Annotated in this window: 11 protein-coding genes; 7 read left to right on the top strand and 4 right to left on the bottom strand. The window is 48.5% G+C overall.

All coding sequences use genetic code 11. The features are described 5' to 3' along the window. Nucleotides 1-211: 211 nt before the first annotated feature. The 4 genes from ACFS7Z_RS07360 to ACFS7Z_RS07345 all read left to right on the top strand — a co-directional run bounded on the left by ACFS7Z_RS07360 (nucleotide 212) and on the right by ACFS7Z_RS07345 (nucleotide 9485). The gene (locus ACFS7Z_RS07360; protein ID WP_377482890.1) at nucleotides 212-3373 is read left to right on the top strand and encodes a SusC/RagA family TonB-linked outer membrane protein; all 3162 of its coding nucleotides are present in this window, start codon (nucleotides 212-214) and stop codon (nucleotides 3371-3373) included. A 24-nt stretch (nucleotides 3374-3397) separates the two neighbouring features. Continuing rightward, nucleotides 3398-5020, top strand: a complete 1623-nt coding sequence (locus ACFS7Z_RS07355; protein ID WP_377482888.1) for a RagB/SusD family nutrient uptake outer membrane protein — start codon at nucleotides 3398-3400, stop codon at nucleotides 5018-5020. A 174-nt stretch (nucleotides 5021-5194) separates the two neighbouring features. Then, the gene (locus ACFS7Z_RS07350) at nucleotides 5195-5758 is read left to right on the top strand and encodes a hypothetical protein (protein ID WP_377482886.1); all 564 of its coding nucleotides are present in this window, start codon (nucleotides 5195-5197) and stop codon (nucleotides 5756-5758) included. A 127-nt stretch (nucleotides 5759-5885) separates the two neighbouring features. Then, nucleotides 5886-9485 (top strand): VCBS repeat-containing protein, encoded by a 3600-nt coding sequence (locus ACFS7Z_RS07345; protein WP_377482883.1) that lies wholly within the window; start codon nucleotides 5886-5888, stop codon nucleotides 9483-9485. 11 nt (nucleotides 9486-9496) lie between these two features. Here ACFS7Z_RS07345 and ACFS7Z_RS07340 read toward each other — a convergent pair whose 3' ends face one another. The 4 genes from ACFS7Z_RS07340 to ACFS7Z_RS07325 all read right to left on the bottom strand — a co-directional run bounded on the left by ACFS7Z_RS07340 (nucleotide 9497) and on the right by ACFS7Z_RS07325 (nucleotide 20569). Beyond that, nucleotides 9497-11677: an FG-GAP-like repeat-containing protein gene (locus tag ACFS7Z_RS07340; protein ID WP_377482880.1), complete on the bottom strand. Its 2181-nt coding sequence runs from the start codon at nucleotides 11675-11677 to the stop codon at nucleotides 9497-9499. A gap of 147 nt (nucleotides 11678-11824) precedes the next feature. Beyond that, entirely contained in the window at nucleotides 11825-15382 is a 3558-nt protein-coding gene (locus tag ACFS7Z_RS07335) for a VCBS repeat-containing protein (protein ID WP_377482877.1), read from the bottom strand. Between the two features lie 94 nt (nucleotides 15383-15476). Continuing rightward, nucleotides 15477-16829, bottom strand: coding sequence for a vanadium-dependent haloperoxidase (locus tag ACFS7Z_RS07330; RefSeq protein ID WP_377482875.1), 1353 nt, complete (start codon nucleotides 16827-16829; stop codon nucleotides 15477-15479). A gap of 227 nt (nucleotides 16830-17056) precedes the next feature. Then, nucleotides 17057-20569, bottom strand: coding sequence for a VCBS repeat-containing protein (locus ACFS7Z_RS07325; RefSeq protein WP_377482873.1), 3513 nt, complete (start codon nucleotides 20567-20569; stop codon nucleotides 17057-17059). A 509-nt stretch (nucleotides 20570-21078) separates the two neighbouring features. On the opposite strand from ACFS7Z_RS07325, the gene ACFS7Z_RS07320 reads away from it, so the two are divergent. The 3 genes from ACFS7Z_RS07320 to ACFS7Z_RS07310 all read left to right on the top strand — a co-directional run bounded on the left by ACFS7Z_RS07320 (nucleotide 21079) and on the right by ACFS7Z_RS07310 (nucleotide 26856). Beyond that, the gene (locus ACFS7Z_RS07320) at nucleotides 21079-24465 is read left to right on the top strand and encodes a ThuA domain-containing protein (protein WP_377482871.1); all 3387 of its coding nucleotides are present in this window, start codon (nucleotides 21079-21081) and stop codon (nucleotides 24463-24465) included. Between the two features lie 190 nt (nucleotides 24466-24655). Then, complete coding sequence (locus ACFS7Z_RS07315; RefSeq protein ID WP_377482869.1) at nucleotides 24656-25987, top strand: GntP family permease; 1332 nt, start codon at nucleotides 24656-24658, stop codon at nucleotides 25985-25987. Nucleotides 25988-26025: 38 nt separating this feature from the next. Then, nucleotides 26026-26856: a fumarylacetoacetate hydrolase family protein gene (locus ACFS7Z_RS07310; protein WP_377482867.1), complete on the top strand. Its 831-nt coding sequence runs from the start codon at nucleotides 26026-26028 to the stop codon at nucleotides 26854-26856. Nucleotides 26857-26899: the final 43 nt, after the last annotated feature.

Below are 26899 nucleotides of genomic sequence, written 5' to 3'. Positions count from 1 at the left end.
TATATCTAAATTGGCGGAAGCTTTTAATCTGAGTACTCAATCACTGATTCTATAAGTCTATCATCAAGCGTTCGTGAATATAGAAACTGAAGCATCGCTTTTTTCAGGTAAATAAAAAATGACCTTCTTTTGAGGGATGTATCATGCTGATACAGAGGAGGTAGGAGTGCTCTTTACAAATTCATAGTCTTTTTAACACAATCAACACTGTATGAAAAAGAATTACCTTAGTATGTGGTTGCCCACTAATAGCAGCCATAAGAAGTCTCCACAGCAGAAAAAGGTGCTCGCGCTGCTGTTGGCGGCTGCATGCTTGTCACAGAGCCCTGTGCAGGCAGCAACTACTGCTACTGATTTAAGCGCTTTCGGTCTTTATGCCAACGATGGCATCAGGCAGACAGTACCCGTAAGCGGAAAAGTTATCGGACCTGATGGCGAGGGTGTACCGGGTGCTACGGTAGTAGTAAAAGGAACTACCATAGGTACCGCCACAGATGCGAATGGTAACTTCACCTTGAACGTGCCAAACGGTACCGGCACACTTGTAGTATCCTTTATCGGCTACAAAACGCAGGAAACACCGATCAACAACAGGTCCACAGTGAATGTTACGCTTGTAACAGATGCTAAGGCGCTGGAGGAAGTTGTGGTAGTAGGTTACGGTACGCAGGAAAGATCTGACGTAACAGGTGCCATCTCTTCTGTACAGGGTGAGGCGCTGGAAAGAATACCTACTCCAACGGTAGCGCAGGCCCTGCAAGGTCAGACACCAGGTGTGCAGGTAACGGCTAACTCTGGTTCCCCAGGTGCCGGATCAAGCATACGTATCAGGGGTGCCGGTACCATCGGTAACAACAACCCGCTTTACGTAGTGGATGGAGTTCAGGTGGAGGGTAATATCAACTACCTGAACAGTAATGATATCGCTTCTATTGAAATCCTGAAAGATGCTTCTGCCACTGCCATCTATGGTTCAAGAGCGGCAAACGGTGTAGTGGTGGTGACAACCAAAAAAGGAAAAGCAGGAAGAGCTGAGATTAACTTCAACGCTTACACAGGTATTCAGACTGCCTGGAAAACGCTTGACATGACGAATGCAGCAGAATATGCTATGCTGGATAATATGGCAAGGGAAGCTGCTAAAATTCCTACAAACCCGGCGTGGGTAAACCCTGAGACTTTAGGTGAAGGCACCAACTACCAGGATGAGTTGTTGCGAACTGCGCCTATCTCTAACTACCAGTTGTCATGGTCAGGAGGTAGTGAAGCATCTCAATTGTACGTATCCGCAGGTTATTTCAAGCAGGATGGTATTGTGATAGGGTCTGATTTTGAGCGTTACACGTTCCGTGTAAATACGGACCATCAAATTGGCGCAAGAGTAAAGATTGGAAACACCTTGCAGCTGAGCACAACAAACGAGTCGCTGATTCCTAACAACGAGGACCTGAACACAGGGGTGCTTTCACGTGGTATTCGTCAGCTGCCTACGGTTCCTGTTTACAATCCAGACGGTTCAGGTTCATTTGCCGGTCCTACAAGTAACTTTGAAGGGGAGTCTGAGAACCCGGTGTGGTTAGCGCTGGAGTCCTACAACACGAACAGAAATTACCGCATATTGGGTTCTGTTTATGGAGAGGTAGAGATTATAGATGGCTTGAATTTCCGTTCCAGCTTTAACCTGGACTTTAACTACTTCACTAACAAGAACTTTGACCCTGCCTATGCCATAGGCAACAGGATCAACACGGCTAACTCGCTGGGTGTAAATACTGGTTATGGCAGAGGATGGCAGTGGACAAACCTCTTTAGCTACAACAAAACATTCGGCCTGCATGATATTGATGTGCTGGCAGGTGTTGAGGCACAGGACTACTACAACCAGAATACCTTTGCCAGAGGAGGAGGTTTTCTTAAAAATGCTGAACTCCAGTACTTAAACCTTGCCACAAGAGACTACTTTGTGAGTGGTGGTGCTGGTGAGTATGCCATTTACTCTCAATTAGCCAGGGTAAACTATTCCTTTGCAGACAGATACCTGTTCACAGCAAACGTAAGAAGGGATGGTTCTTCTAAGTTTGCGAACAACAGATACGGTGTTTTCCCTTCTGCGTCTATTGGGTGGAGAGTGTCAGAAGAAGACTTCTTCAAGAATAGCGTTGATTTCGTAAGCAACCTGAAGGTAAGAGCCAGTTGGGGCGAGACAGGTAACCAGAACATCGGTAGCCTCTATCCAACCTACGGTGTAATTGTTGCCAATGGTAGATATGCGCTGGGCGGTGGTTCAGCCGGAGCGATTCAGGTACCAGGTTCTTATCTGGGTGTACAGGTTAACCCTGACATCAGGTGGGAGACGACAGAACAATTTAACGTTGGTATAGAGTCGGGCTTCCTGTCAAACAGGCTGACTTTAAGTGCAGATTATTTTGTAAAAACCACAAAAGACTTACTACTGCAGGAGCCTATCCCTGAAAGTACTGGTCCTACAGCTGCCTTTACAAACGCTGGTGAGATTAGGAACAAAGGCTTTGAGTTAGCGTTGGGCTACCGTAACATGGAAAATGCTTTCGGCTATGGTTTTGGTCTGAACTTGACCACTATCAAAAACGAGGTATTGAGCCTTGGTGGAAGAGGGGAATACCTCGTCAATGTCAGCCTTACAGAGGTAGGCCAGCCAATAGCTCAGTTCTATGGCTTCCAGACTGCCGGTATCATCAGAACAGAGGAACAACTTTCTGAAGTCATCAAAGTACAGCCGAACGCCGCATTAGGTGACATCATATTTGTGGATAACAATGGAAACGGATTTATAGACGGTGACGATAGAACAGTTATCGGTAACCCGCTTCCTGATTTTACAGCTGGTTTAACAGGTGATTTTACTTATAAGAACTTCGACCTGAACTTCCTGTTTAACAGTAGCTTTGGTAATGATATCTTTAGTGCCATAGCCCTTTACGGCTATTCTGCAGACCCAGGTAATAAGTTTAGATCGTTGATTGGTAACACCTTTACCGCCGATAACCCGAATGCAGAGTATCCTAGATTGTATGCCGGTGATCCTAACCAGAACATGCGTCCAAATTCTGACAGATGGGTAAGAGATGGTTCCTATGTAAGGTTGAAGAACCTGCAGCTGGGCTACAATGTTCCGGCCGCTATTTCTCAAAGAGCTAAAATTGAGCGCCTGAGAGTGTATGTAAGTGCTGCCAACCTGTTTACCTGGACACGATACGACGATGGATTCGATCCGGAAGTTGGTTCTGCCAGATTCATTGAAGGCCAGTCTAACAGCGTGCTGGAGATAGGCGTTGACCGTGGTATCTATCCGCAGGCTAGAACTTTCTTATTCGGTGTGAACGTCGGTTTTTAATTAATGTATTAACTCAAACAAACCATGATAAATTTTAAAAGAACGATCTATCTGTCTTTAGTAGCTGGCGGGTTAATCGCGGGTGGAATGACGCTGCAGGCCTGTGAGGATGAATTTTTGGATAAGAAGCCGCTTTCAGAATTAACAGACGCTAGCTTTTATGCTTCTGCAGATGATGCTTTAGCCGCGTTGAACGCAGCTTATGACCCCTTGCAATGGGATGTTCACTCCCGTATGAGCTGGATATTTGGCGACGTTGTGGGTGGTGATACTGATAAAGGAAGTACCGATGACCAGGATTATAGTGAAATCCTGCAGTTCCAGAACTTTACACAAACAGCAGGGGCACCACTATTGATGGACTTCTGGAGCCAGTTATATGACGGTGTTTACCGTGCAAACCTGGTGCTGGACCGAGTACCACTGATTCCAGCTCAAAACATAGATGCGACACTGCAAGCAAGAATTATAGGTGAAGCCAAATACCTGAGAGCGCAGTACTACTTTGACCTGGTGAAAGTCTGGGGACGAGTTCCTATCATCACGAAGGTACTGAACCCTGATGAGGTGTTTGTAGCACGCCCTGCCAATATTTCCGAAAACTGGGATCAGATAGAGCAGGATTTAAGAGATGCTATTGAAGTGCTTCCAGTATCATATACTGACGCAGACTTAGGTAGAGCAACAAAAGGTGCTGCGCAGGCGCTTTTGGCTAAGGTTAACCTTTTCCAGTCTACACCTGAAGGATGTGCCAATACCCCTTATGCTACAACGGACCAGTATCAGGAGGTAGTGGATCTGACAGGGGCAGTTATGAGTTCAGGTGTTTACAGCTTGGACCCAAATTTCTCTAGTATATTTACCCTGGAAGGTGAAAACAGTCCTGAAGTTGTGTTCGCTGTGCAAGGTGTAGGCGGAACTGGTGGCTGGAACAACGATAACGATGGTCTGGCTCTGAACCAGTGGATCGCACCACGTACATCTAACTTCTCTGGCTGGGGCTTTAGTACCCCAATCGGGCCAGTTACACCCCAGGGATATGGCGGAAACCCGAATATCAAGGTAAATAACATTTATGAGGCTTTCGAGCCTTGCGATCCGCGTCTGGAGTATTCTATCCTGGAGCCAGGAGATATAATTGACCACGGTGCCGGAAAAGTATATACTTATGACAACACCTGGTCACGTACTGGTTACAGCATCCAGAAGTTCCTGATACCCGAAGCGCAGTTAACCGGCGCTGCCAACTCTCCACTCAACATCCCGCTGATTCGTTATGCAGATGTTCTTTTATGGAGAGCAGAAGCACTGAATGAGCTTGGCCGAACAGCCGATGCAGTAGAAGCAGTGAACATGGTAAGAGCCCGTGCACGCAACAGCATGCCTGGTGCAACCTGCCCACTGCCTGTTCCGGCAGGTGTAAGCCAGGCAGAACTTCGCGACCTGATCATTCTGGAGCGACGCAGAGAACTGGCTTTCGAAGGGCACCGCTTCTTCGACCTGGTTAGAACCTGCAGAGCTGAATCAGTACTAAGACCAATGGGTAGACCATTCATAACAGGTCAGCATGAACTGTTCCCGATTCCTCAGGCTGAGATCGACAGAAACCCTGCCTTGCAGGGAGATCAGAATCCTTATGAAGGGTAATCTGTTCCTCATTACTCAGGCTGAGATAAGCAAAGCTTTGCCTGCAGGGAGAACAGAGCTTTAGCCTTGGTTTTAGGGCATAGAAGGAACTACATAATGTTCTGAATCAGTTAAAAGGAAAAGGATCGCCAACTGCGATCCTTTTCTTATTTTAGTCAATTAATAGATAAAACAGTGATGGCATATTTTTGCAGGAGAGTCCTTTTCCTTTTTTTACCACTTCTTGGTGGAGTAGTTTTGTTTGGCTGTGATGGTGACGATGCACCAGATCCTGTTGTTGCAAACTCAAGTGGTATGAGTGCCGTGGTAAATGGTGTTGATTGGAAAGCATCTAACGGTAACTTTAAACTTGGTTCGCGCACCATAACCGAAGGAACAAGTGCGTTTGTTGGTACCGGAGACACACTTACCATAGTGGGTGTGCAGGTGCAGGGCACAGACACATCAGCCATTATACTCTCCGTTAAGCTTAAGCCCAAGAAAATAGGTTCCTACAGGCTCAGAAGTGGAGGCACCGGCGAAGGAATAGCTTATTTTCTCCCTGATGGTATAGCAGCAAATGCACTAAAGGAGACGAAAGGGAATTACAATGGCGGCATTATAAACGGGGAGCTGCAGATAGCAGCGTATGACTCCATTAACTATAATGTGTCTGGTAACTTTGGCTTCAGCATGTCTGCACCCGGAGAAACCACTTATACCATTATCGCAGGAAAAATAGAAAATGTCACTTTTTAAGAACTAGCTGTGTTCTCTGTTACAGGTGCTTCATTTTAACGAATGCACAGCTGCTTCTTTAATTGTGCGGCACGCTAACATGAACTCTCTCCTGAAAGGTTATAAGAACACAGGCTACTTACCTACCATGATACCGAACACCACTACTATTCCTGTTCTTCTGAAAATGATAGCCATCTTTGTGGCTATAGCTGCCTTTGCCAGCTGCAAGCAGGAAGAAACAATGTTTGAGCTAAAGTCTTCCGCAGATACCGGAATTACTTTCACAAACACGCTTGTTTCCAACGACTCCATTAATGTGATGAACTTTGAGTACTTCTATAACGGGGGCGGAGTAGCTGTTGGCGATGTAAATAATGATGGGCTGCAGGATGTGTATTTCACCGGTAATATGGTTTCCGGTAAGCTCTACCTGAATAAGGGAGATCTGCAGTTTGAGGATATTACAAAGCAGGCAGGTGTAGAAACAACCAACTGGGCCACGGGTGCATCAGTAGTAGACATAAACAACGATGGCCTGCTTGATATATACGTCTGCATGTCTGGGTATAAGGACCCGGAACGACGGAAAAACCTCCTGTTTATAAACAAAGGCATAGGAGCAGACAATACCCCTGTCTTTGAAGAAGAAGCTGAAAAGTATGGGCTGGCTGATAACGGCTACACAACACAGGCTGCATTTTTTGACTATGACAGAGACGGTGACCTGGACGTGTACTTAGCTACCGTTAACCGTTCTGATTCTAACCCGAATGTGATTGCTTCTCATACTAGAAAAGATAAGAACTCCAGCGTAGATAAACTGTACAGAAACAACGGCAACGGGACCTTTACCAATGTGGCCGATGAAGCAGGTATCGTGAAAGAGGGCTACGGATTAGGCGTAGGTGTGGGAGACGTAAATCAGGATGGATGGCCAGACATTTATGTAACAAATGACTTCATCTACGACGACTTGCTGTACATCAACAACCAGAACGGAACCTTCACAGAAAGCATCCGCAAGTACATGAAGCATACCAGCCACTTCTCTATGGGAACGGATATGGCTGATTTTAATAACGACGGACTGCCGGATATTATTAGCGTGGATATGATGCCTGATGATAGCAGGCGGCAGAAGCTCATGAACGGGGTCAAAAACTACGATGAGTTTCAGTTGGCGCTCCAGAGAGGCTACATGCCACAATATGTACGGAACAACCTGCAGCTAAACAATGGAAATGGCACTTTCAGCGAAATAAGCCAGCTGGCCGGCGTGCACTATACCGACTGGAGTTGGAGCCCGTTGTTTGCCGATTTTGATAATGACGGCACAAAAGATCTGTTTATAACAAACGGTATAGGCAAGGATATTACTCATCTTGACTTCGCTACTTATTACATGACACAGGCAAGGTCCAGCTTTGGCAACAAAGGAACAGGAACGCATTTGCTGAAGATTGCCGAGACAATGGAAGGGGCTAAAAAACACAACTTCATGTTTCGTAACAATGGCGATCTCACCTTTACCGATGAGTCGAAGAACTGGGGCCTTGCACAGGAATCTTTTTCAAGTGGTGCTGCTTATGCCGATCTGGATAATGATGGTGACTTGGATATTGTGATCAACAATGTAGATGATGAGCCATTTGTGTATCAGAACATGGTGTCGGAGCGGTCTAAGAAAGAGGATAAAGATAATGAGTCAGGAAAAAGACACTACCTCCGGATAAATTTTGAAGGTGCCGCTGGTAACAAAGCCGGTATCGGAGCGAAAGCTGTGCTGAAGTACGGCGGTGAGATGCAGGTTGCGGAGCAGTATCCGTTCAGAGGTTTTCAATCAACGGTGGAGAATACGCTGCACTTCGGGCTTGGGGCAACTGAGCGAGTAGATCTAGTGGAGATTACGTGGCCTGATGGCAGGTACCAGGTACTGAAAGATGTGAAGCCAGACCAGGTGCTTGTGGTAAACTACAAGCATGCGAAAGAAGATAACCGAGGAGAGAAGCCTAAAGAAGGTCCAGCTTTCTTCAGAGAGGTGACAGCTGATGCAGGCATAGCTTACAAGGATATAAATCATGAGTATATTGACTTTAAGCTTCAGCCGCTGCTGCCGCACAAGTTCTCCCAGAACGGGCCGGGCATTTCAGTGGGAGATGTAAACGGCGATGGACTGGAGGACTTTTATGTTGGCGGTAGTGCCACTTATAACGGTACTCTGTTTCTGCAGGATAAAAATGGAAAGTTTGCCTCAAAGCCACTCGCTGAAGGTGATAAGCCAGGGGATGACATGGGCAGCTTGTTCTTCGATGCAGACGGTGACGGCGACCTGGACCTGTATGTGGTGAGCGGAGGAAGTGAATACTTTACTGGAGATAAAGCCTATCAGGACCGGCTGTACCTGAATGACGGAAAAGGCAGCTTTAAGTTGGATATACAGGCCCTACCCCATATAGACGCCAGCGGTTCCTGCGTTACAGCTGCAGACTATGACAAAGACGGGGATCTGGACCTGTTTGTCGGAGGCAGGGTGGATCCCAGAAAGTTTCCGTTGCCAGCGAAAAGCTATATCCTGCAGAACAATGGCGGCAAGTTTAAGGATGTAACCAGCACGGTTGGTCCTATGCTTGCCGATTTAGGAATGGTTACTGCTGCACTCTGGACAGATTTTGATAATGATAACGCCATCGATTTGGTTGTGGTAGGAGAGTGGATGCCTGTGACGTTTCTGAAGAACGTAGATGGTAATTTGAAAGATGTTACGGCTACTACAGGGCTAAGCGCGACAAGCGGTTGGTGGAACAGCCTGGCAGCCGGTGACTTTGACAATGACGGAGATATTGACTTTGTAGCGGGTAACCTGGGTCTCAATTCAAAGTTCAAGGCATCGGAGGAGCAGCCTGTACAGGTGTATGCCAAAGACTTTGACAAGAGCGGGACAACTGATGCGGTAATGACGCACTATATCCAGGGGAAAAAGCAACTGGTGCACGGGCGAGATGATATGACGGACCAGATGGTGTCGATGCGCAGGGAGTTCAGAAGCTATGAAGACTATGCCAGTAAATCGTTTGATGACATATTTACTACGGAAAGGCTGGAGGGGGCATACACCGCAAAAAGCGAGAACTTTAAGACCAGCTACATTGAGAATCTTGGTAACGGCAGGTTTAAGATGACGGCGCTACCCATGCAGGCACAATTTGCTCCCGTGTGTGGTATAACGGTGAACGACTATAACGGCGACGGAAACCTGGACCTGCTGTTAGTCGGTAACTCCTATGCTACCGAAGTGGTAGTAGGCCGCTATGATGCCTTTACTGGTCTGTATCTGAAAGGCAATGGCAAAGGCCAGTTCTCACCTGTTCATATGAACAAGAGCGGGTTTAGGATTGATTCTGATGCTAAGGGTATGGTAGAAGTAAACACAGGAAATGGAAGCCGGCTGATACTTATTGCTTCTCATGATGATTCTTTAAGAGCCTATAAGCCAGTGCCTCAAAATACTGTACATGCTGTTTCTGTGTTACCATCCGATGCTTATGCCATCATTACATTGGCTAACGGCACTAAAAGAAAGCAGGAGTTCTACTTTGGCTCCGGGTATTTGTCGCAGTCTTCCAGAACCCTGTGGTTACCGGCGGGCACTAAGTCTGTTCAGATAATGGATAAGGCAGGAAAGGTACGGACGAAGATTTCTGATGTGCAGGAAGTAAGCTTGGCTGCAAACAGAGGAGCAAAGTAGGTTAATCGAGTTTACTGCTGATGAGCTGAAAAGTGCGCATGGTGTACATCATGCGCACTTTTTGTCTTTTGAAAATTTAGCTTTTGGATGTCCAGCTTCTTTACTTCCTTACTTCCTTCTGTTATTTGTACGAACAGATTCACGGCTATATTCTCGAGCACCTGTGTTTTGTTAGAACCAGACCAGGTTATCTCCAGCTTATCAATTTTACTTGCCTGCCCCAGGCCAATTTCTGCTCGTAAGGTAGAGGCCCCGAAACTTCCCCCGGAGTTTATATCCCGGTAAAGAATTCTTCTTTTGCCCTGGTCCGTGATTGTCATTTTCAGGCGTGTGCCAATGGCCGCTTTGTTAGCTTTTGTTCCCTCTAATTTGATTGTAACCCAGTTGTTAGTGGAGGGGGTGCTTTCCTGGTAAGTGTTCTTAAAGAGCGCGTTCCTGTAGTTATCTCCCTCAAAAGCACCGCCCATTACGGTGTATATGTCCTGATCGCCATCATTATCTATATCTCCGGCGGAAACAGCGTGCCCTTTCTGCAGGTGCCCGACCCCTGCAGCGGTCGTTACATCCTGAAAGCCTTTGCCGGCATTGTTGCGGAACAGCTTATTCGGTATAAGAGACTCAAAGCTTGGGTCACCGGTACCCAGGTACATATCCAGCCAGCCGTCGTTATCAATATCGATAAAGTTGCTGCCCATGGTGTACAAGGCTTTGTTGATACCCATTTTTTCTGCTACATCCGTAAAGGTGCCGTCTCCGTTGTTATGGTAGAGCCTGGCTTTTTCGGCATCGTTTGGCAAACCTAAGTATTCGGCCGCTACATTGTAAGAGACGCTGGGGTCAGAGCTGAATTTGAAGCCTGATACAAAAATATCCAGCCACCCATCGTTATCATAATCATAGAACCAGGTGGGGAACGACATCATGGGTTTATCCAGGCCAGCCTTTGCTGTTACATCTTCAAACCGCAGCTGCTCACTCTTTCCTAGGCCTAAGTTTCGGAACAAATAGTTCTGGCCATATAGCGTGGAAATATAGATATCCTGCCAGCCATCGTTATCAAAATCACCGGAAGTTACTCCCTTCACATACTGGTTTAACTCAATACCAACCTCTTTGGCAACATCCACAAACCTGCCACGGCGGTTAAGGTATAATTCACAGGGGTTTGGAGTAAACTTATCGGATGTTTCATTGCCAATGAACAGGTCCAGCCAGCCATCGTTGTTAAAATCGCTCCAGGTGGCTGTTTGGGTAGGGTAGAAAGAGAGCAGGCCCACTTCTGCCGTTACGTCTGTAAAGGTGCCGTCCCCGTTATTTTGCAGGAGTGAGTTTGGTTGCTTGCCTTGTTGCTCAAACCAGGCACCGCGTAGCACCAGCACATCAATAAAGCCATCGTTGTTATAGTCGGCCTGTGTCATGTTCAGGCTGTTGGTGATGCCTTTCAGACCGACTTTTTCTGTATGGTCAGAGAAAGAGCCGTCGCCGTTGTTATGAAAAAAATGAATTTGATCCCGTAGTCCATAGGATGAGGCCATGATATCGAGATACCCGTCGTTGTCAAAATCCTCCAAGATAGAACCTCCGGAAATATCATTCACATCAACGCCCAGATCTCCGGCAATTTCTTCAAAACGCGCTACCGGATGCTCTAATTCTGTCTCTATGGGAATAAGCCATTTCTCAGGCACCCGATGCGGATACTCCCCAAGTGTCATATAAGCAATGTTCAGCAGCCAGCGATACTGCAACGCATCAGGATTGCGTGTTAAAAGGGCTGTATAATGCGCTATGGCTTTCCGGGAGCCAGTAGGGAGTTGATGAAATCCAGCGCTGGCAATAGGGAAAATACAGGAGGCTGATGTGTGATTGATCAGGCAGTTCTCCTGTTCACCGAAACGTAAGTAGGCCTGTGCAATATCTGCTTCCAGCTTGTCTGCTAAACCTACGTCTTTTGGAGTGAAGCTGTATGCTATCTGAGGAAGCTCTTTATGTAGCTTCTCAAACAACTTCGCAGCCTCTTCAGGTTTTCCTGCCCGTAGTAATTCGACCGCTTTCTGGTATTCGTAATCAAATTTCTTTCTGCCGGAAGCTCTGGACGCAAGTTCATCAAAGTGCTTTACACGGGCGTGGTTTGCAAACCTGTTATCAGGAATGTAAAACCTTTGTGCAACATCCTCCAGTAGTGCTACCATATCTTTGTTACCGGTTGCCTGCTTTTCCTCACTACAGGAGGTCAGCAAGAGTAAAGCTGAAAGAATGGCACAGGATGTATTTATTATATGTCTATGAAGCTGACGCATCTTTTTTGGTTACTGATTGAGCCCCCTCAGAGGCTTTTGCTATTTAATCTTTCTGCTCTTCCCGTTGTAATCGTATGCCACTACAGATGCGGCATTCTGAGGCAGGACAATACTTCTGGTGGATTGTGACAAATAACCTGAGCCGTAGTAAAGTTCTTTTACAATCTTTCTACCAGTGTCAAGCGTTATTTCCACCTTCACTTCAGAAGGTTTGGCCATGACTACCTGTGCCTTGCCTGCAGTGCCACCAGCAGTATAAGCTTGTAAAGGCCCGTCGTTGTTTGCAGCCAGGATAAGCGGCTGGCCATTGTAAAGTGTCAGCTCTGCCATTCCTTTTGCATCGCCATTCACAAAAAAGCCGCTCTGCTGCAGGCTAACCGGTTGAAAACCACCTTTGCCGTTTCCCTTCAGGAACAAGCCTGTAAAAGCATCGTAGGCACCGCTAAGCACTTCTGGTGCCTGTGAGTTTCCGGAAAGCAGCGCGTCTAGGTTTCCGTCGCCGTCATAATCGTTTACTGTGATACCGAATACCGGAGCAAACTGCGCCTGCATAGGCAAAGAAGTTATTCTGAACTTACCGTTACCCAGGTTCTCAACGTAGCTGGATTGCATGTTTACGCTTCGCTGCACATAAGAACGCTGTATTTCTGCCGGCGACAACACCTCTGTGACAGAAGCACGTGCGTAGCTGTCGTAAGTGGTAAAGCGCCTGCGCATAGATACCATCTGGTCAAAGATATCGTCGCGCGGACGCGCCGGCACATTCTTGCCCATGACATAATGTGCCACGATAGGATCCATGCTGCCATTGCCATCGTAATCGGCTGCATAAACACTTACAGGTTCATTGTCGGATGCTTTCAGTTTGGTATTCAGGCCTAGGTTGCCCGCCACATAATCTATGTCGCCGTCGTTGTCAAAGTCACCGGCTGCCAGGCTGTTCCACCAGCCGCTGGTATTGGGCAGGCCAGTAGCAGCAGTCACGTTTTGCAGTTTGCCATTCACATTCCGGAAGAAAGTAATAGGCATACCTTCCCCGGTAACGACTAGGTCTACCGCTTTATCATTGTCAAAGTCGGTCCACAGGGCAGAGGTCAGCATCCCCAGGTTGTGCAGCTCAGGGCAAACCTGTGCCGTGGCATCACGGAACTTCCCGCCTTCATTCAGCAGGATATAGCTGATAGCCGGGGCCGGGTAGTGCTGCGGGTACATTCTGCCCCCAACAAACAGGTCTAGGTCGCCATCCCTGTCTATGTCAGCAGCTGTCACAAACGAGCCGCTGGTGGTCGTGTTAGGCAATGCCTGCGTATCCAGCTTAAAGTTGCCCTTGCCGTCGTTCCTGTAGAGTTTGTCCTGGAAGTAAGGCGAACCAGCTGGAAATTCGTTTCCGCCGCTCACCACATACAGGTCCAGGTCTCCGTCACTATCTGCATCAAAGAACAGGCTGCCCATGTCCTCCTCGTACTTCGTCTGGTCTGTGATAGCTGTGCTTGTAAAGGTCCCGTTCCTAGATTGCTGGAAAATTCTTCCCGGATACTTGAAGGCTCCTCCCACATAGAAATCTTCCAGCCCATCGCCGTTTACATCGCCCACCGATATGCCCGGCCCGTTCTGCGAGTATTTGTGCGGAAGCAGCGGCTGTACTTTAAAATCAATATAAGGCTCCTCTTTGTGGGTGTAGTTTATCTTATGCTTCGCGTTTGCGTTTTGAAATACCGGTGTTGCGGCATCCTTTTTCAGTTGCTTTGTCGCAGCAGCATCTTTGTAGTGCAGGGTAAGCAATTGGTTTGCTTTTACGTTCTCCAGGTGCTGTTCTTTTCCATCAGGCCAGGTGACTTCCAGAGCAGTTATAACAGAATCCTGCCCCAGACCAAAATGTAAATAAGGCTCCACCGTAGACATAAACCCCCTGTAAGGAGAGTACTCCTGGTATTGAATCTTACCATTCTGAGACAGCCTCACTTTGGCACCATAACCTGCTGCGGTTGCCTTATCTCCCTGCAATTTTATCCGCAGGAAATTATTACCGGTTTGCTTGTCCGCATTGTTGCGGTACACAAAGGCTTTCCCGTTTATGTTGTTAGTGACAAGGTCCAGGTCCCCGTCGCCATCTAGGTCGGCATACACCGCTCCGTTTGAGAAGGAAGGCACCTCCAGACCCCAGGCCTTGGTCTGGTTGCTGAACGTAAAGTCTCCGTTGTTCCGGTACATGTAGTTCGACTTCTCCGCGTTGGGCAGCTGGTTGATTACCTTCATCAGCTCCTTGTTCAGCACATCCATTGGTACAGTGCTGTTAAGGCCCTGCATGCGGTACATGATAAAGTCCCGGTTGGTGATATCCTTCGGGAAGCCATTTGTAATGTGCAGGTCTTTATAGCCGTCATTGTCGAAGTCAGCTAATAAAGGGCTCCAGCTCCAGTCTGTACTATGCACGCCGGCCAGTTGCCCTATCTCACTGAAAGAACCATTGCCGTTGTTCAGCTGAAGCGTGTTGCGCATGTACTGTGGGGTATAACCGTTGTAGATCTCACCCATGAAGCGGTCGTAGTTCATGCCCCCGAACATCAGCTTGCTCCGTAAGTTGTCTTCCGGCAGCATGTCTACCGTGATGATATCCACCAGGCCGTCGTTGTTGAAATCAGCTACGTCGTTGCCCATAGCCGACTGGCTCTGGTGCCTGAAGTAAGCGGCAGCCTTATCTGTAAAGGTGCCGTTTCCGTTGTTCAGGTAAAGAATGTCGTTTGCCAGGTAGTCATTTGATACGTAAATATCCGGCCATCCGTCCTGGTTGATATCGCTGATAGCCACGCCTAAACCCTGGCCTTCCACCTGTATGCCCGCCTGTTTCGAAACATCTGTGAAAGTATTGTTCCCGTTGTTCCGGTACAGCTTATCAGTGTTCTTTCCTGAACCATCTTTTACCTGAGGGCGCAGGAGGTTAGGATTTTTTTCTTCCAGCGAGTGATTGAGCAGGTAGAGATCCAGGTCACCATCCTTGTCATAATCAAAGAAGGCGGCATGCGTGGAGTAGCTGTCATCAGCCAGGCCATACTGCTGTGCTGCCTCTGTAAAGGTGTTGTCCTGGTTGTTGATGTACAGCAGGTTTTTGCGCTTTTCAGGAGAGGTTCTGCCCGTTACAGAAACATAGATGTCCTGATAGCCGTCGTTATTTACGTCTGCTACGGACGCACCGCTTGCCCAGCGGCCGGAGGTGTTAATGCCGGTCTGCTCTGTTATATCCTCAAACCTTAAATTTCCTTTGTTCAGGTATAGTTTGCTGGGAACCATGTTACCCGAAAAGAAGATATCCTGAAGCCCGTCGTTGTTAAAATCACCCGCCGCAACGCCACCGCCATTGTAGAAGTACTCAAATTCCAGCACGTTAAGGGCAGGGGTTTCAGTCAGAGTGTTCGTAAAGGTAATGCCTGTCTCTGCGTCGGAAAGGCTTTGGAACAATGCAGGCGCTGATGCGGCGGCTTCTGCTTTTTTATGGCTCTCTTCTTCCTGTTTGGCGTTGCAGCCCGCCAGCATAAAAGTGGCCGCTAGTGCTATAGCTTTTAGCTCGTAAAGGTGACAAGCTTTATATAATCTGTACATGGATTCTGCAATTGAAAAAAGCAGTTTGCAGGCGTGTAAACCTGCAGACTGCTTTTAAAGAATTACTTGTGAAAAACGAATGAAGGCTGATGAGCTACAGTTTTGCTGTTTGCTCTGGTTTTCGGGTTCGTAATTTTGAAACGACAAGGTTTCCTACAGCCTTGCCTTGCTCGGCTCCCAGGTCGCAGGCAGGGCGGAAGTGAATGCCACCGTAAATTCTGCTTTCTCCTACTTCGTATGCCGCCTCGTTGAAGGAGTTAAACTTACGCACTGGCAGGCCTATGGCTAACTGTGTAGAATCTGCAAAAGCATAGTTGTCTCCGAACTTCTGTGTGAGGACAGTGGCTGCTGCTGCTGATATAACGCTGTGGCCACTTGGAAATTCAGGAAAGGGAGGCGTCTGCAGTATAGGGTCCCAATCCTGATCTATGTAGCGCTCTATGTAAGTGTCCGGGCGAATAGAGTTATAGGCGTATTTGGCATCCCAGCAGGAAATAAAGCCATCCGCCAGTGCAGTAGTAACCATTACGTAGGTCTCGGCAGCTTCCATCATACTTAGTTTATTCTTGCGGATAGCGGAACTGGTAATAGAAACCCAGTGGCCGGGAGGAGTCAATTTCTGCTGGAAATAGGTCACATGCCCCTTTGTGTAGGATATGTTTGGATTATCATCCCAGAAGCGGGCTATCAGGAGTTTCTCCTCATCAATGTGTTTAACGATGTCATATACCTCCATGGCTTCTTTGTAGAAATCAGAAGTAGTTGTGGAGTCAAAAGCAGTTGCCATTCTAGGCTTAAAATGTGCGGCAGAATCCATCACAAACGGCCTGATCTTATTCCAGTGAGGTTCTACGGCAGGCATATAATCCGGAGCAGTGGGTTGCCACGTATCCGGTTTCTTTGAAATCACATGTCTTGTGAGCGCACGTGTTTCTACGTACCCATCCTGCTTGGCCCATGCCAGTATGTGTTCTCCCACCTGCCGGCCATATGCTATTGAGTTATTCAGCACCTCTTCCTTAATGCCAATTTCTTTGATACGGGCTAGGTATTCGACCTCATATTCCTCCATCTTCAGTTCATCCAGGATAAGTTTTTTTCCTACTGTAGAGAAGGCAATAATACTCGACACAGGCAAGTACATCTCTTTTGTTGTATCGGGCTGAGGAATTTCTGACAGACCGTTAAACTGGTCGGAAAGGGATTCGTAAGCCGGGTAGGCAGGCGCCAGGGCCTCATAGGCTGCAATATTCGGGTAAGAGTAAATGCGGCTGGCAACTGGCGGGCTAAAGATGTCTTTGATAATAATCTCACTCAGATGCCTGTTCCATACGACCAACTGTGACTGAGAGAACTTATCCAGACCTGCCTGGTCGTGCTTTTCCTCGCAACCAAAAATGAAGGGTATTGCAAATAAGAACAGTAATAGGGATTTAACACTTTTCATGGTCTTTGAAAGGATGTTTTAATTCGGCAATTTGTTCAGTGCCTTCACTATGTGTGATTTCGGCTCTTAAAATTACGACAGCGCTTGTAAGTAACCAATTACTTTCTTGTAAAACTAGTTCCTGCATTCGCCACTATTGTTTGGCTTTAATCCAAAGTTACCTGCTAAAAGTAAGTAATTAACCTTATTTGATGTATCCAATGATGAAGAAAGCAGTGCCGGATGAGCTATGGGCGCAGTGCAAGTTTGTCTGTCCGGACAGAAACCTGTCGGCTCTTTCCGGAGAAGTCATAGATGGTAACTTCCTTTGCCTCTGCTGGTACAGCCATTGTTCTGGACGACTGTGACAGGTAACCTGAACCGTAGTAGAACTCCTGCCGCATTTTTCTGCCATCCAGAAGTGTCACAACGGCCCATGCATCAGCATGCCTGAGTTGTATGGCTCCTGCCTGCTGCGGATAAGCAAATGTCTTCACCAGGCCCTGGTTAGAGGCAGATAGTACTAAGCCTTTGCCATCTGGCAGCGAAAGTTCGGCAATGCCCTTTGCATCTGTGTCAACAAAAAAACCGCTCTGGTTAACAGGAACTGGTGCAAAAGCTCCTTTCCCGTTTCCTTGCAGGTATAATCCGATAGAGGCATCATACCAGCCCCCCTGTATTTCTGTGCCATAGTTGTTACCGGTCAGCAGTAAGTCTAGGTTGCCGTCTCCGTTATAGTCCTTTGCCATGATTCCAAAGGCCGGTGCTACTTGTGCCTGTACTGGCAAAGGGCTAACCTCAAACTTTCCGTTCCCCAGGTTTCTAATATAGCTGCTTTGCAGATGCGTGCTTTTTGCGACAATGGCATCGGTCAGGTCCTCCTTCGGGAATAGGTTTTCATAACTCATGCTCGCATACGATTCGAATGTCTGAAACTTCCTGCGCATTGAAACCATCTGATCTGTCATGGCATCGCGGGGGTGGGCCGGGTAATTTTTGCCCATCAGGTAGCGGCCTAACACCGGATCTATACTGCCATTTTTGTCAAAGTCTTTTGCCGTAATGGTGATGGGCTCCTTCGGGGATGCTTTATAGTCTGAGTTAAGGCCAAAGTTACCGCCTACATAATCCATGTCCCCGTCGTTATCGAAATCTCCGGCTGTCAGGCTGTTCCACCAGCCAATGGCATCCTGCAGGCCGGAACTCTTCGTTACATTCTCAAACCGGCCGTTTTTGTTCCGGAACAAAGTTACCGGCATCCATTCCCCGGCAAGCATCAGGTCTACCTGCCCGTCCTGGTCGGAATCAGTCCAGAGCGCGGCGGTAACCAACCCCATTTGCTTTAGCTCCGGGCACACCTTTTCCGTCACATTTGTAAACTTTCCGCCATTATTCTGGAGAATGTAGCTGGTAGCTGGTAATGGGTAGCGCTGTGGCACTACCCTGCCACCTACAAACAGATCCAGGTCACCGTCCTGGTCATAGTCTGCTGCTATCACGCAGGAGCCGCTGGTTCTCAAGGCAGGCAGTGCAGACGGGCTTTGGGTAAACTCTCCCTTGCCATTATTTAAGTAGAGCCGGTCCTGGTACTCTGCCGATCCTTCCTTAAACTCGCTCCCCCCACTGACCACGTACAGGTCCAAATCGCCGTCGTTGTCTGCATCAAAGAAAAGGCTGCCCATGTCATCCCCGTGCTTCACTGCATCTGTGAAAGGCGCTTCTTTAAACTTGCCTGCAGCGGATTGTAAATAAAGTTTCCCTGAGACATCAGAAGAGCCTCCTACATAGAAGTCCTCCAGTCCGTCTCCGTTCACATCGCCCACGGCAATGCCCGGGCCTCCCTGCGAGTACTTCTGCATGAGCAGGGGCTGCAGTTTAAAATCTACAAAGTCGTATTCCTTGTGCTGGTAACTGATTCCGGTTGCTGTACTGTCCAGTTCCCTGAAAAGTGTGGTAATGGTAGTGGGGGCAGGGGCAGCATCCGGGGTTTTAGCATCTGCATACCGTACGGTTAAAACCTGATCGGCTTTTACATGCTGCAGGGTTTGCCGCCTGCCGTCCGGCCATACTACTTCCAACGCATCAACCATGGTGGCTTTCCCAATTCCAAAATGAACCACATTCTCCACTGTAGATTTATAGCCCCGGTACACAGAATGATCGTGGAACAGCTGCTGGCCGTTATAGTTTAAAGTGAGCTTCGCTCCGAGCCCGGCTTTGTTCTTTGCATCGCCTTCCAGCTTAACGCGCAGGTAATGCCGGTCGGACAGGGTATTAGCGTTGTTTCTGTAGATGAAGGCTGCCTCATCAATGTTATTCATGACGAGGTCCAGGTCACCATCATTATCCAGGTCAGCAAAGGCGGTGCCGTTGGTGTAGGAGGGGGCATCCAGCCCCCACTCCTCAGATTTGTCTGTGAAGGAGAGGTTGCCGGTGTTCTGGTAGACATAGTTATGCACTTTTACCCCGGGGAGTTCCTTTATCAGTTTAGCCATTACTTTAGCCTGATGCGCATCGTCTCCAAACTGACCTTCCTGGCGCTTGTAAATGATGAAATCAAGGTTGGTGACATCCTTGCGGTAGCCGTTCGTTATCAGGAGGTCGCGGTGGCCGTCGTTGTCGTAATCAGCAAATAACGGAGCCCAACTCCAGTCTGTTCTGTGGATGCCCGCCAGTTGGCCCACTTCGCTGAAAGTACCGTTACCGTTGTTTAGCTGCAGGGTATTGCGGATATACTGCGGCTGGTAACCCATCGATAGGTTTCGCTTGTAACGGTCGTAGTTGGGGGCTGCAATCATGGTCTTTTCCCGCTGGTTATCAGGGGGAAGCATGTCCACCGTTATAATGTCCAGCAGGCCATCGTTGTTGAAATCAGCGATATCAGTGCCCATTGCATTCCAACTCTGGTGCTTCAGGTACTGCTTTGAACGATCTGTGAAAGTGCCGTCACCATTGCTGATATACAGGATGTCGTTCGTGATAAAGTCGTTGGCCGCATAAATATCCGGCCACCCGTCATTGTTAATGTCCGCAATACCCAGGCCAAGCCCATACCCTTCAATCAGGATGCCGGCTTCCCTTGAAACATCAGTAAAGGTGTTGTCACCGTTGTTGCGGTACAGCCTGTCAGTACTCAGACCCTGGCCGTCTGTTTTTTTAGGCCGGACGTTGTTGCGCGGAAAACTCTCCAGTGCATTTGTCAGCAGGTACATGTCTAAGTCGCCGTCCTTGTCATAGTCGAAGAAGGCAGTCTGGGTACTGTAGCCTGTATCAGCTAAGCCATACGCCTTTGCAGACTCTGTAAAGGTGCCATCGCCGTTGTTAATGAAAAGCATGTTCGGTTTTTCTGCTGATTTATTCGGCCCGGCCACGCATAGGTATATGTCCGTATGGCCATCGCTGTTAATGTCAGCCATCGACACGCCCGTTACCCAGCGGTCGGTAGCCACACCGGCTTTTTGGGTGATGTCCTCAAACTTCAGGTCTCCCTTGTTCAGGTACAGCCTGCTGGACACCATGTTGCCGCCGAAGAATATATCCTGCAGTCCGTCGTTGTTGATGTCTCCGACAGCTACCCCGGCTCCATTGTACAGGTAATCGTACTCAATGGCATTGAGCGTGTCGTTCTCAGACAAGGTGTTGCTGAAAGTAATGCCTGTATCACCCGGTGACAGCAAGTGAAAGAGCTGATCGCCCTTATTGCTGTCACAGCTGCTAAACAGAATGATGGCACAGATAAAAAAGTGGACTATATACTTCATATTATGCATGGCAAAGGACGCGTAAGCAGTACAGAAAACACGGTTAGCCACATGAAACTTTAAATAATGAATACAACCTAATGTTGGTTCTGGAACAAATTCCTTGTAAAACGGATCCTTAAATTTAAGAATTAGTTAAACAAAAACCATCTCTCTGCAAATCAGAAGCTACAACAATTTCTCATAGGGTTATTCAGATGTGAAATGGACATACAACACAGTACCTGCTTAGCAGTTATTGCAAAAATAAAGTTCATTTCAGGGTATAAAAGCAGGGGTTGTAATTCCAAGACTTTGGTAAAACTGCTCTCAATATTTCAAAGAGCCTTTGCTTTGTCGTGCTGTGGTCCTTTTCAGGTTTCGAGTTGCTTAAACTCACTGGAACTAATATTTGGTTGCCCTCCTTCTTTCAGAGGCACAACACCAGATACTGAACCTTTTGTTTGCCTAAACAATATGAAATCCATAAATTGATTCAGTAGTGAGTAATCACGGTAATTTCAGCCTAAATGACACTAAAACAACACCCTTCTAAATTTTTCAGACACGTCCTGTTATATACCCTGCTTGTTTTGCTGTGGAGCTGCTCCGGGGAGAAGGAGAACAGCATTCTTGTTTTCTCTAAGAACAGCACCGCCCAGCAGACTTCTGATGCTGCCATGACAGCCCTGGCAACCTATGCCACTGAGAATGGCCTGCAGGTGGATACCACTACCAACCCCGCTTATTTTGCAGAAGATTCCCTGAAAAGATATGGCTCCATCGTTTTTTTGAACACATCGCAGGATGTCCTGAATACCCGGCAGCAAAATGAGATAGAGCGCTTTGTACAGGCCGGAGGAGGCTTTGCAGGTATACATGCCGCCGGCTCCTCACAGTACCAGTGGCCCTGGTACAACCGCATGCTGGGCGCTGCCCCTGAACAACAGGTCGATAGCCTTGTCACGGCTTCTGAAGAAAACATGCAACTGGTAGGAGGAGAGGGCGCTCTGACAGAAGGGCTGGCCAAAAGCTGGAAGCAGCAGGATGCCCTTCACACAACCTATACGTTGAGCCCTGACGCAACCGTACTGATAAAAGGAAAAGGGGGAAAGCCGGTTTCCTGGTACCGTGAGTTTGACGGTGGCCGCATGTTTTACACCCTGGCGGGAGGTACCGCTGAAAGTTACCAGAACCAGGATTTCCTGAAGCATGTGTTGAATGGTATCAAGTATACTTTGGAGGGACCTGCGCTTGACTATGATAAAGCACGTACCGAGCAGGTGCCGGAAGATAACCGCTTCCTGCAGGTAGTGCTGGATACGTACCTGCACGAGCCGATTGAAATGGAAATCCTGAACGATGGCCGTGTGCTGTTCATCGAGCGCCTTGGTTCAGTGAAGCTGTATGACCCGGAAAAAAAGGAAACGAAGGTGCTGGCCAAGCTGGATGTGCATACCGAAGGCAACTATGAAGACGGCCTCCTGGGCCTGGAACTGGACCCCAATTTTGACCGCAATAACTACATTTACCTGTACTACTCGCCAGTAGGAGACAAGGCAGTGCAGAACCTCTCCCGGTTTAAGCTTTTGGGCGGCGACAGCCTGATCATGCGGTCTGAGAAAGTGGTGATGGAAGTGCCTGTGCAGCGTGAAACCTGCTGCCACTCCGCCGGAAACGTCTACTTCGGACCTGATGGTTTGCTCTACCTGACCACCGGCGATAACACCAGCTCAAAAGAATCTGACGGCTTTACCCCAATTGATGAGCGGCCGGGGCGTGGGCCTTTCGATGCGCAGAAATCATCAGGTAACACTCATGATTTGCGCGGCAAAATTCTGCGCATCAAGGTGAATCCGGATGGCTCTTACTCTATTCCGGAAGGCAACCTGTTCCCGCGGGACGGCTCGCAGGGCAGGCCGGAGATCTATGTGATGGGCGCCCGGAATCCGTACCGCATGACCGTGGACAAACGGGGTTATGTGTATTGGGGAGACGTAGGGCCGGATGGCGGTATAGCCAATGAGCGCGGCCCGCTGAGCCAGGATGAGTGGAACCAGGCCCGAGGACCGGGGAACTATGGCTGGCCTTATTTTGGTGGCGACAACAAAGCTTATTCTGATTTTAATTTCGCTACGAATGAGGTAGGACCTAAGTTTAATCCTAAGCGCCCCATAAATGACTCGCCATATAACTACGGTTCAAAGGTGCTGCCTCCTGCCCGCGAAGCCATGATTTGGTACCCTTACGGAGAGTCAAAAGAGTTTCCGATGCTGGGCACCGGCTCGCGCTCTGCCATGGCCGGACCGTTCTTCTATGCTGATGATTACCGGAAGTCCCGCAGCAAGTTTCCGGAGTACTACGACAATAAGATGTTCATTTTCGAGTGGGCACGCGACTGGATGAAAGTGCTCACATTCGATAAGGACGGTAACCTGCAGAAAATAGAGCCCTTCCTGGATAGCCAGAAGTTTGCCCACCCCATCGATGTGAAGTTCGGGCCGGACGGAGCCATGTATGTGCTGCAGTATGGCGCCAATTATTTTGCCCGAAACCCGGATGCATCGCTTGTTAAAATAGAATATGCCGAGGGAAACAGGCAGCCAGTTGCACAGATAGAGGCAGAGAAAACAGTAGGGGCAGCACCCTTCAAGGCGAAGCTTTCCGCGGAGCAGTCCTATGACTATGATAAGGAAGATGAACTAAGCTATACCTGGGCGTCAGGTGCCGGGGAAGAGTCATCAGAAGTAGCTCCTGTGTTTACTTATACCAAGCCAGGCGTTTACCGGGCGAAGCTAACAGTAACAGATAAAAAAGGCGACAAAGCAACAAGCGAGGTAGAGATAAAAGTCGGGAACGACATACCGGAGGTGTCCATAGACATTGCTGGCAACCGCAGCTTCTATTTCGACGACAGAACACTGAATTACAAGGTGAACGTGCGGGACAAAGAAGACGGTCAACTAAACCAGGGAATCCTTGCCAATCAGGTGAAGTTCGCAGTGGATTACCTTTCAGAAGGGAAAGACCTGGCCTTGCTAAGCTCGAATAGCCAGAACACAGAAGGCGGATCGGTGAAGTTTGTGAGAGGCAAAACGTTGATTGCAGAAAGTGATTGTAAATCCTGCCATGCCGTGGCCGACAAATCCATAGGTCCGAGCTACAAGGAAGTAGCGGAGCGCTACAAAGGAAATGACGCCGCTTTGCCTATGCTGGCGAAAAAGATTATTTCAGGTGGCAACGGGAACTGGGGTAAAACAATGATGGCGGCGCACCCGCAGCATACCGAGCAGGAAACAACGGAGATGGTACGGTACATCCTGTCGCTGGCAGACGGTGACCAGGGTAGTTTGCCATTGGCCGGAGCTTATAAACTGAACGACCATGCAGGCGGTGGTGAGTCCGGCACGTACGTTGTCTCTGCCAGTTACACCGACAAAGGGCACCAGGTAACCGGGCCACTGACTGGCCGGGAGATAGTGCTCCTGCGCCATCCGAAAGTGCAGGCAGAGGATTTCGACTCGTTCCGGAACGTAGGGCGCCAACAGCCGCATGGCGATGGTCCGTCACTTGTAAGCGACATCAAAGACAACTCTTATATCTCTTTCCGAAACATTGACCTGACAGGTATAAAAGCGGTGACCTTTAACCTTGCAGCAGGCACAGACGGAGGCACTATCGAAATCAGGGAAGGCGCTCCGGATGGTAAGCTGGTGGGTACTGCTACTGTGCCCCCAAGTGCTGACCGCTCCGGATGGGGCACAGCAAGAACCGTGACTGCACCCGTGAAAGATCCGGGAGGTGTAAACGAACTGTTCTTTGTGTTCCGCAACAAGGCGGTAAAAGACAAACCATTGATGAGTCTGGATTGGATATTATTTGAGACAGGCAGTGGCCAGGGTATGGCCACAAACTGACATACCCCATTCGAATCAGGCGAAAATTTTCCTTGATAAGGTGGTCATGTATATCAGGTAAGTGGGAGAGGAAGGAGAAAGAAATTAAAAACAACATAAAATCTTAAAGAGGAGGAGTTGCAGAGAGAGCGGGAATACGAACAATAGCATTTGAAATAAGGGAAACTAAACCAACAGGACTCACCCCACTATGACCGTTATTTACCTGCTCCTCAGTGTGGCACTCATTATTTTGTTGACAACACGACTTCAGGTACACCCTTTTATTGCTTTGTTTCTGGTTGCTGTGCTCTATGGGTTCCTGGTAGGTATGCCACTGTCCACCATTGTGCAGTCCATCAATACCGGGTTCGGCGAAACGCTTGGTAAAATCGGGCTCATCATCATCTTCGGAGTCATTATTGGCGCTTTTCTGGAAAACTCGGGCGGTGCCTATGCGCTGGCCGAGAAAGTGCTTCAGGTTGTCGGGCAAAAGCGGGTAACCGCAGCGATGGGCGTTATCGGCTACTTCGTTTCTATTCCGGTTTTTGCCGATAGCGGTTTCCTGCTCGTTTCTCCTCTCAACAGGAGCCTGTCTAAAAAAGCAGGCATATCCCTGGCGGGTCCTGCTGTTGCCCTGGGGCTCGGTCTTACAGCAACACACACCATGGTTCCGCCCACGCCAGGTCCTATTGCCGCCGCCGGTATTTTAGGCGCCGACCTGGGGCTTGTGTTGCTGGTGGGGCTGCCGATAAGTGCACTGGCGCTGGTTGTAGGGCTTATGTATGCCACAAAGTATGCAGCAAAAACGTATATTGACCCTAATCCACAGGCCACAGAAGAAAAAATCAACCTGTTGCTGAAAGATGCTCCCGGTCCCTTGAAATCCTCCGTACCGGTACTCGTGCCTATCATCCTGATTGTTGCTAAATCTTCTGCTCAGAATTTCGAACAAGTCTTTAGTCCCAATGCCTATGGCATTATCTCTTTCCTCGGAGAGCCTGTTGTGGCCTTGTGCATCGGAGCGTTTTTGTCCTTGCTTCTCCCCAGGAAGCTGAAATCTGAAATGCTGTCTGCACAGGGATGGGTAGGAAACGCTTTACGCGATGCGGCCTCCGTTATACTTATAACGGGAGCAGGGGGAATCTTCGGGAAAATTCTGCAGAACTCCGGCATAGCAGACACTTTAGGAGAATCATTGGCGGGTATACACCTGAATATCTGGTTACCATTCCTGCTGGCGGCGGCCATCAAAACGGCACAAGGCTCCTCTACGGTTGCCTTAATCACGACAGCTTCTATTGTGTTGCCGATGATGACTTCGCTTGGTTTTGAGACAGAACTGGAAAAAGCCATGGTGGTAATTGCCATTGGGGCAGGCTCTGCGGTGGTGTCACACGCTAACGACAGCTTTTTCTGGGTAGTGACGCAGATGTCGGGCATGAAAGTCAGGACGGGGTACAGGCTTTATACAGTTGGGACGCTGGTGCTCGGCATGTCAGCCGCTTTCTTTCTTTTCCTGAGCTACCTGCTCTTTACATGATGCATCGCCTGAAATGATTTAGATAAATAAGAAATCTTATGAAATTATACAGAACGCAAAGAGGTATAGTAATAGAAAAAAACGAGGCGCTATACCTTGTAAAGGACCAGGAGTGGGATGATTTTCTGAATGATGATCGGCTTTACGGAAAGATGCTGCAGCTAACGCAAGCATCATCCCCGGATGCAGGCGATGTGCTTCAGCAGGGTTTACTAGCCCCTATTCAGAGCCAGGAGATCTGGGCAAGTGGGGTTACCTACTATCGCAGTAAAGTGGGCAGGCAGGAGGAGTCGAAACAAAGCGGTGGAGGAGAGTTTTATGCGCTGGTGTATGAAGCGGAGCGGCCAGAGCTGTTTTTTAAAGCAACCGCGCACCGAACGATAGGACCGGGAGGAAAGGTGCGCATACGCAAAGACTCTTCCTGGAATGTACCCGAACCTGAACTGACCTTGGTGGTGACCTCTTCCGGTAAGATTGTGGGCTATACCATTGGCAACGACATGAGCTCCCGTAGCATTGAAGGTGAGAACCCGCTGTACCTGCCACAGGCGAAGACCTACGATGGAAGCGCAGCGGTAGGTCCCTGCATCCTGGTGACGGAAGAGCCGCTGCCGGCAGACACACTTATTCAAATAGAAATTCACCGGAAGGGCGATAAGGTCTTTGATGGCAGTATTGAAATTTCTCAGATGAAGCGCACACCAGAGGAATTGGTGACATTTCTCTACAGAGAATGCTCCTTCCCGCACGGCAGCCTGCTCATGACCGGAACAGGCATAGTACCCGAAAACGAATTTACGCTGCAGCAGGACGATGAAATTAGGATTACAATAGCTCCCATCGGCACACTGGTAAACTTTGTGGAGTAAGGATTAGCCATCCTCTCGGAAGAGGAGATATACTGATACTACC

This window comes from Pontibacter toksunensis (assembly GCF_042686245.1).
Lineage (GTDB): Bacteria > Bacteroidota > Bacteroidia > Cytophagales > Hymenobacteraceae > Pontibacter > Pontibacter toksunensis.
Note: the sequence above shows the minus strand (reverse complement) of the source record. Positions and strands in the feature narration are given on the sequence as shown.

Excerpts from the sequence above, each read along its gene's own strand:
- ACFS7Z_RS07360 (WP_377482890.1), top strand. The coding sequence starts at position 212 with ATGAAAAAGAATTACCTTAGTATGTGGTTGCCCACTAATAGCAGCCAT.
- ACFS7Z_RS07355 (WP_377482888.1), top strand. The coding sequence starts at position 3,398 with ATGATAAATTTTAAAAGAACGATCTATCTGTCTTTAGTAGCTGGCGGG.
- ACFS7Z_RS07345 (WP_377482883.1), top strand. The coding sequence starts at position 5,886 with ATGATACCGAACACCACTACTATTCCTGTTCTTCTGAAAATGATAGCC.
- ACFS7Z_RS07340 (WP_377482880.1), bottom strand. The coding sequence starts at position 11,677 with ATGGTAGCACTACTGGAGGATGTTGCACAAAGGTTTTACATTCCTGAT.
- ACFS7Z_RS07335 (WP_377482877.1), bottom strand. The coding sequence starts at position 15,382 with ATGTACAGATTATATAAAGCTTGTCACCTTTACGAGCTAAAAGCTATA.
- ACFS7Z_RS07330 (WP_377482875.1), bottom strand. The coding sequence starts at position 16,829 with ATGAAAAGTGTTAAATCCCTATTACTGTTCTTATTTGCAATACCCTTC.
- ACFS7Z_RS07325 (WP_377482873.1), bottom strand. The coding sequence starts at position 20,569 with ATGAAGTATATAGTCCACTTTTTTATCTGTGCCATCATTCTGTTTAGC.
- ACFS7Z_RS07320 (WP_377482871.1), top strand. The coding sequence starts at position 21,079 with ATGACACTAAAACAACACCCTTCTAAATTTTTCAGACACGTCCTGTTA.
- ACFS7Z_RS07315 (WP_377482869.1), top strand. The coding sequence starts at position 24,656 with ATGACCGTTATTTACCTGCTCCTCAGTGTGGCACTCATTATTTTGTTG.
- ACFS7Z_RS07310 (WP_377482867.1), top strand. The coding sequence starts at position 26,026 with ATGAAATTATACAGAACGCAAAGAGGTATAGTAATAGAAAAAAACGAG.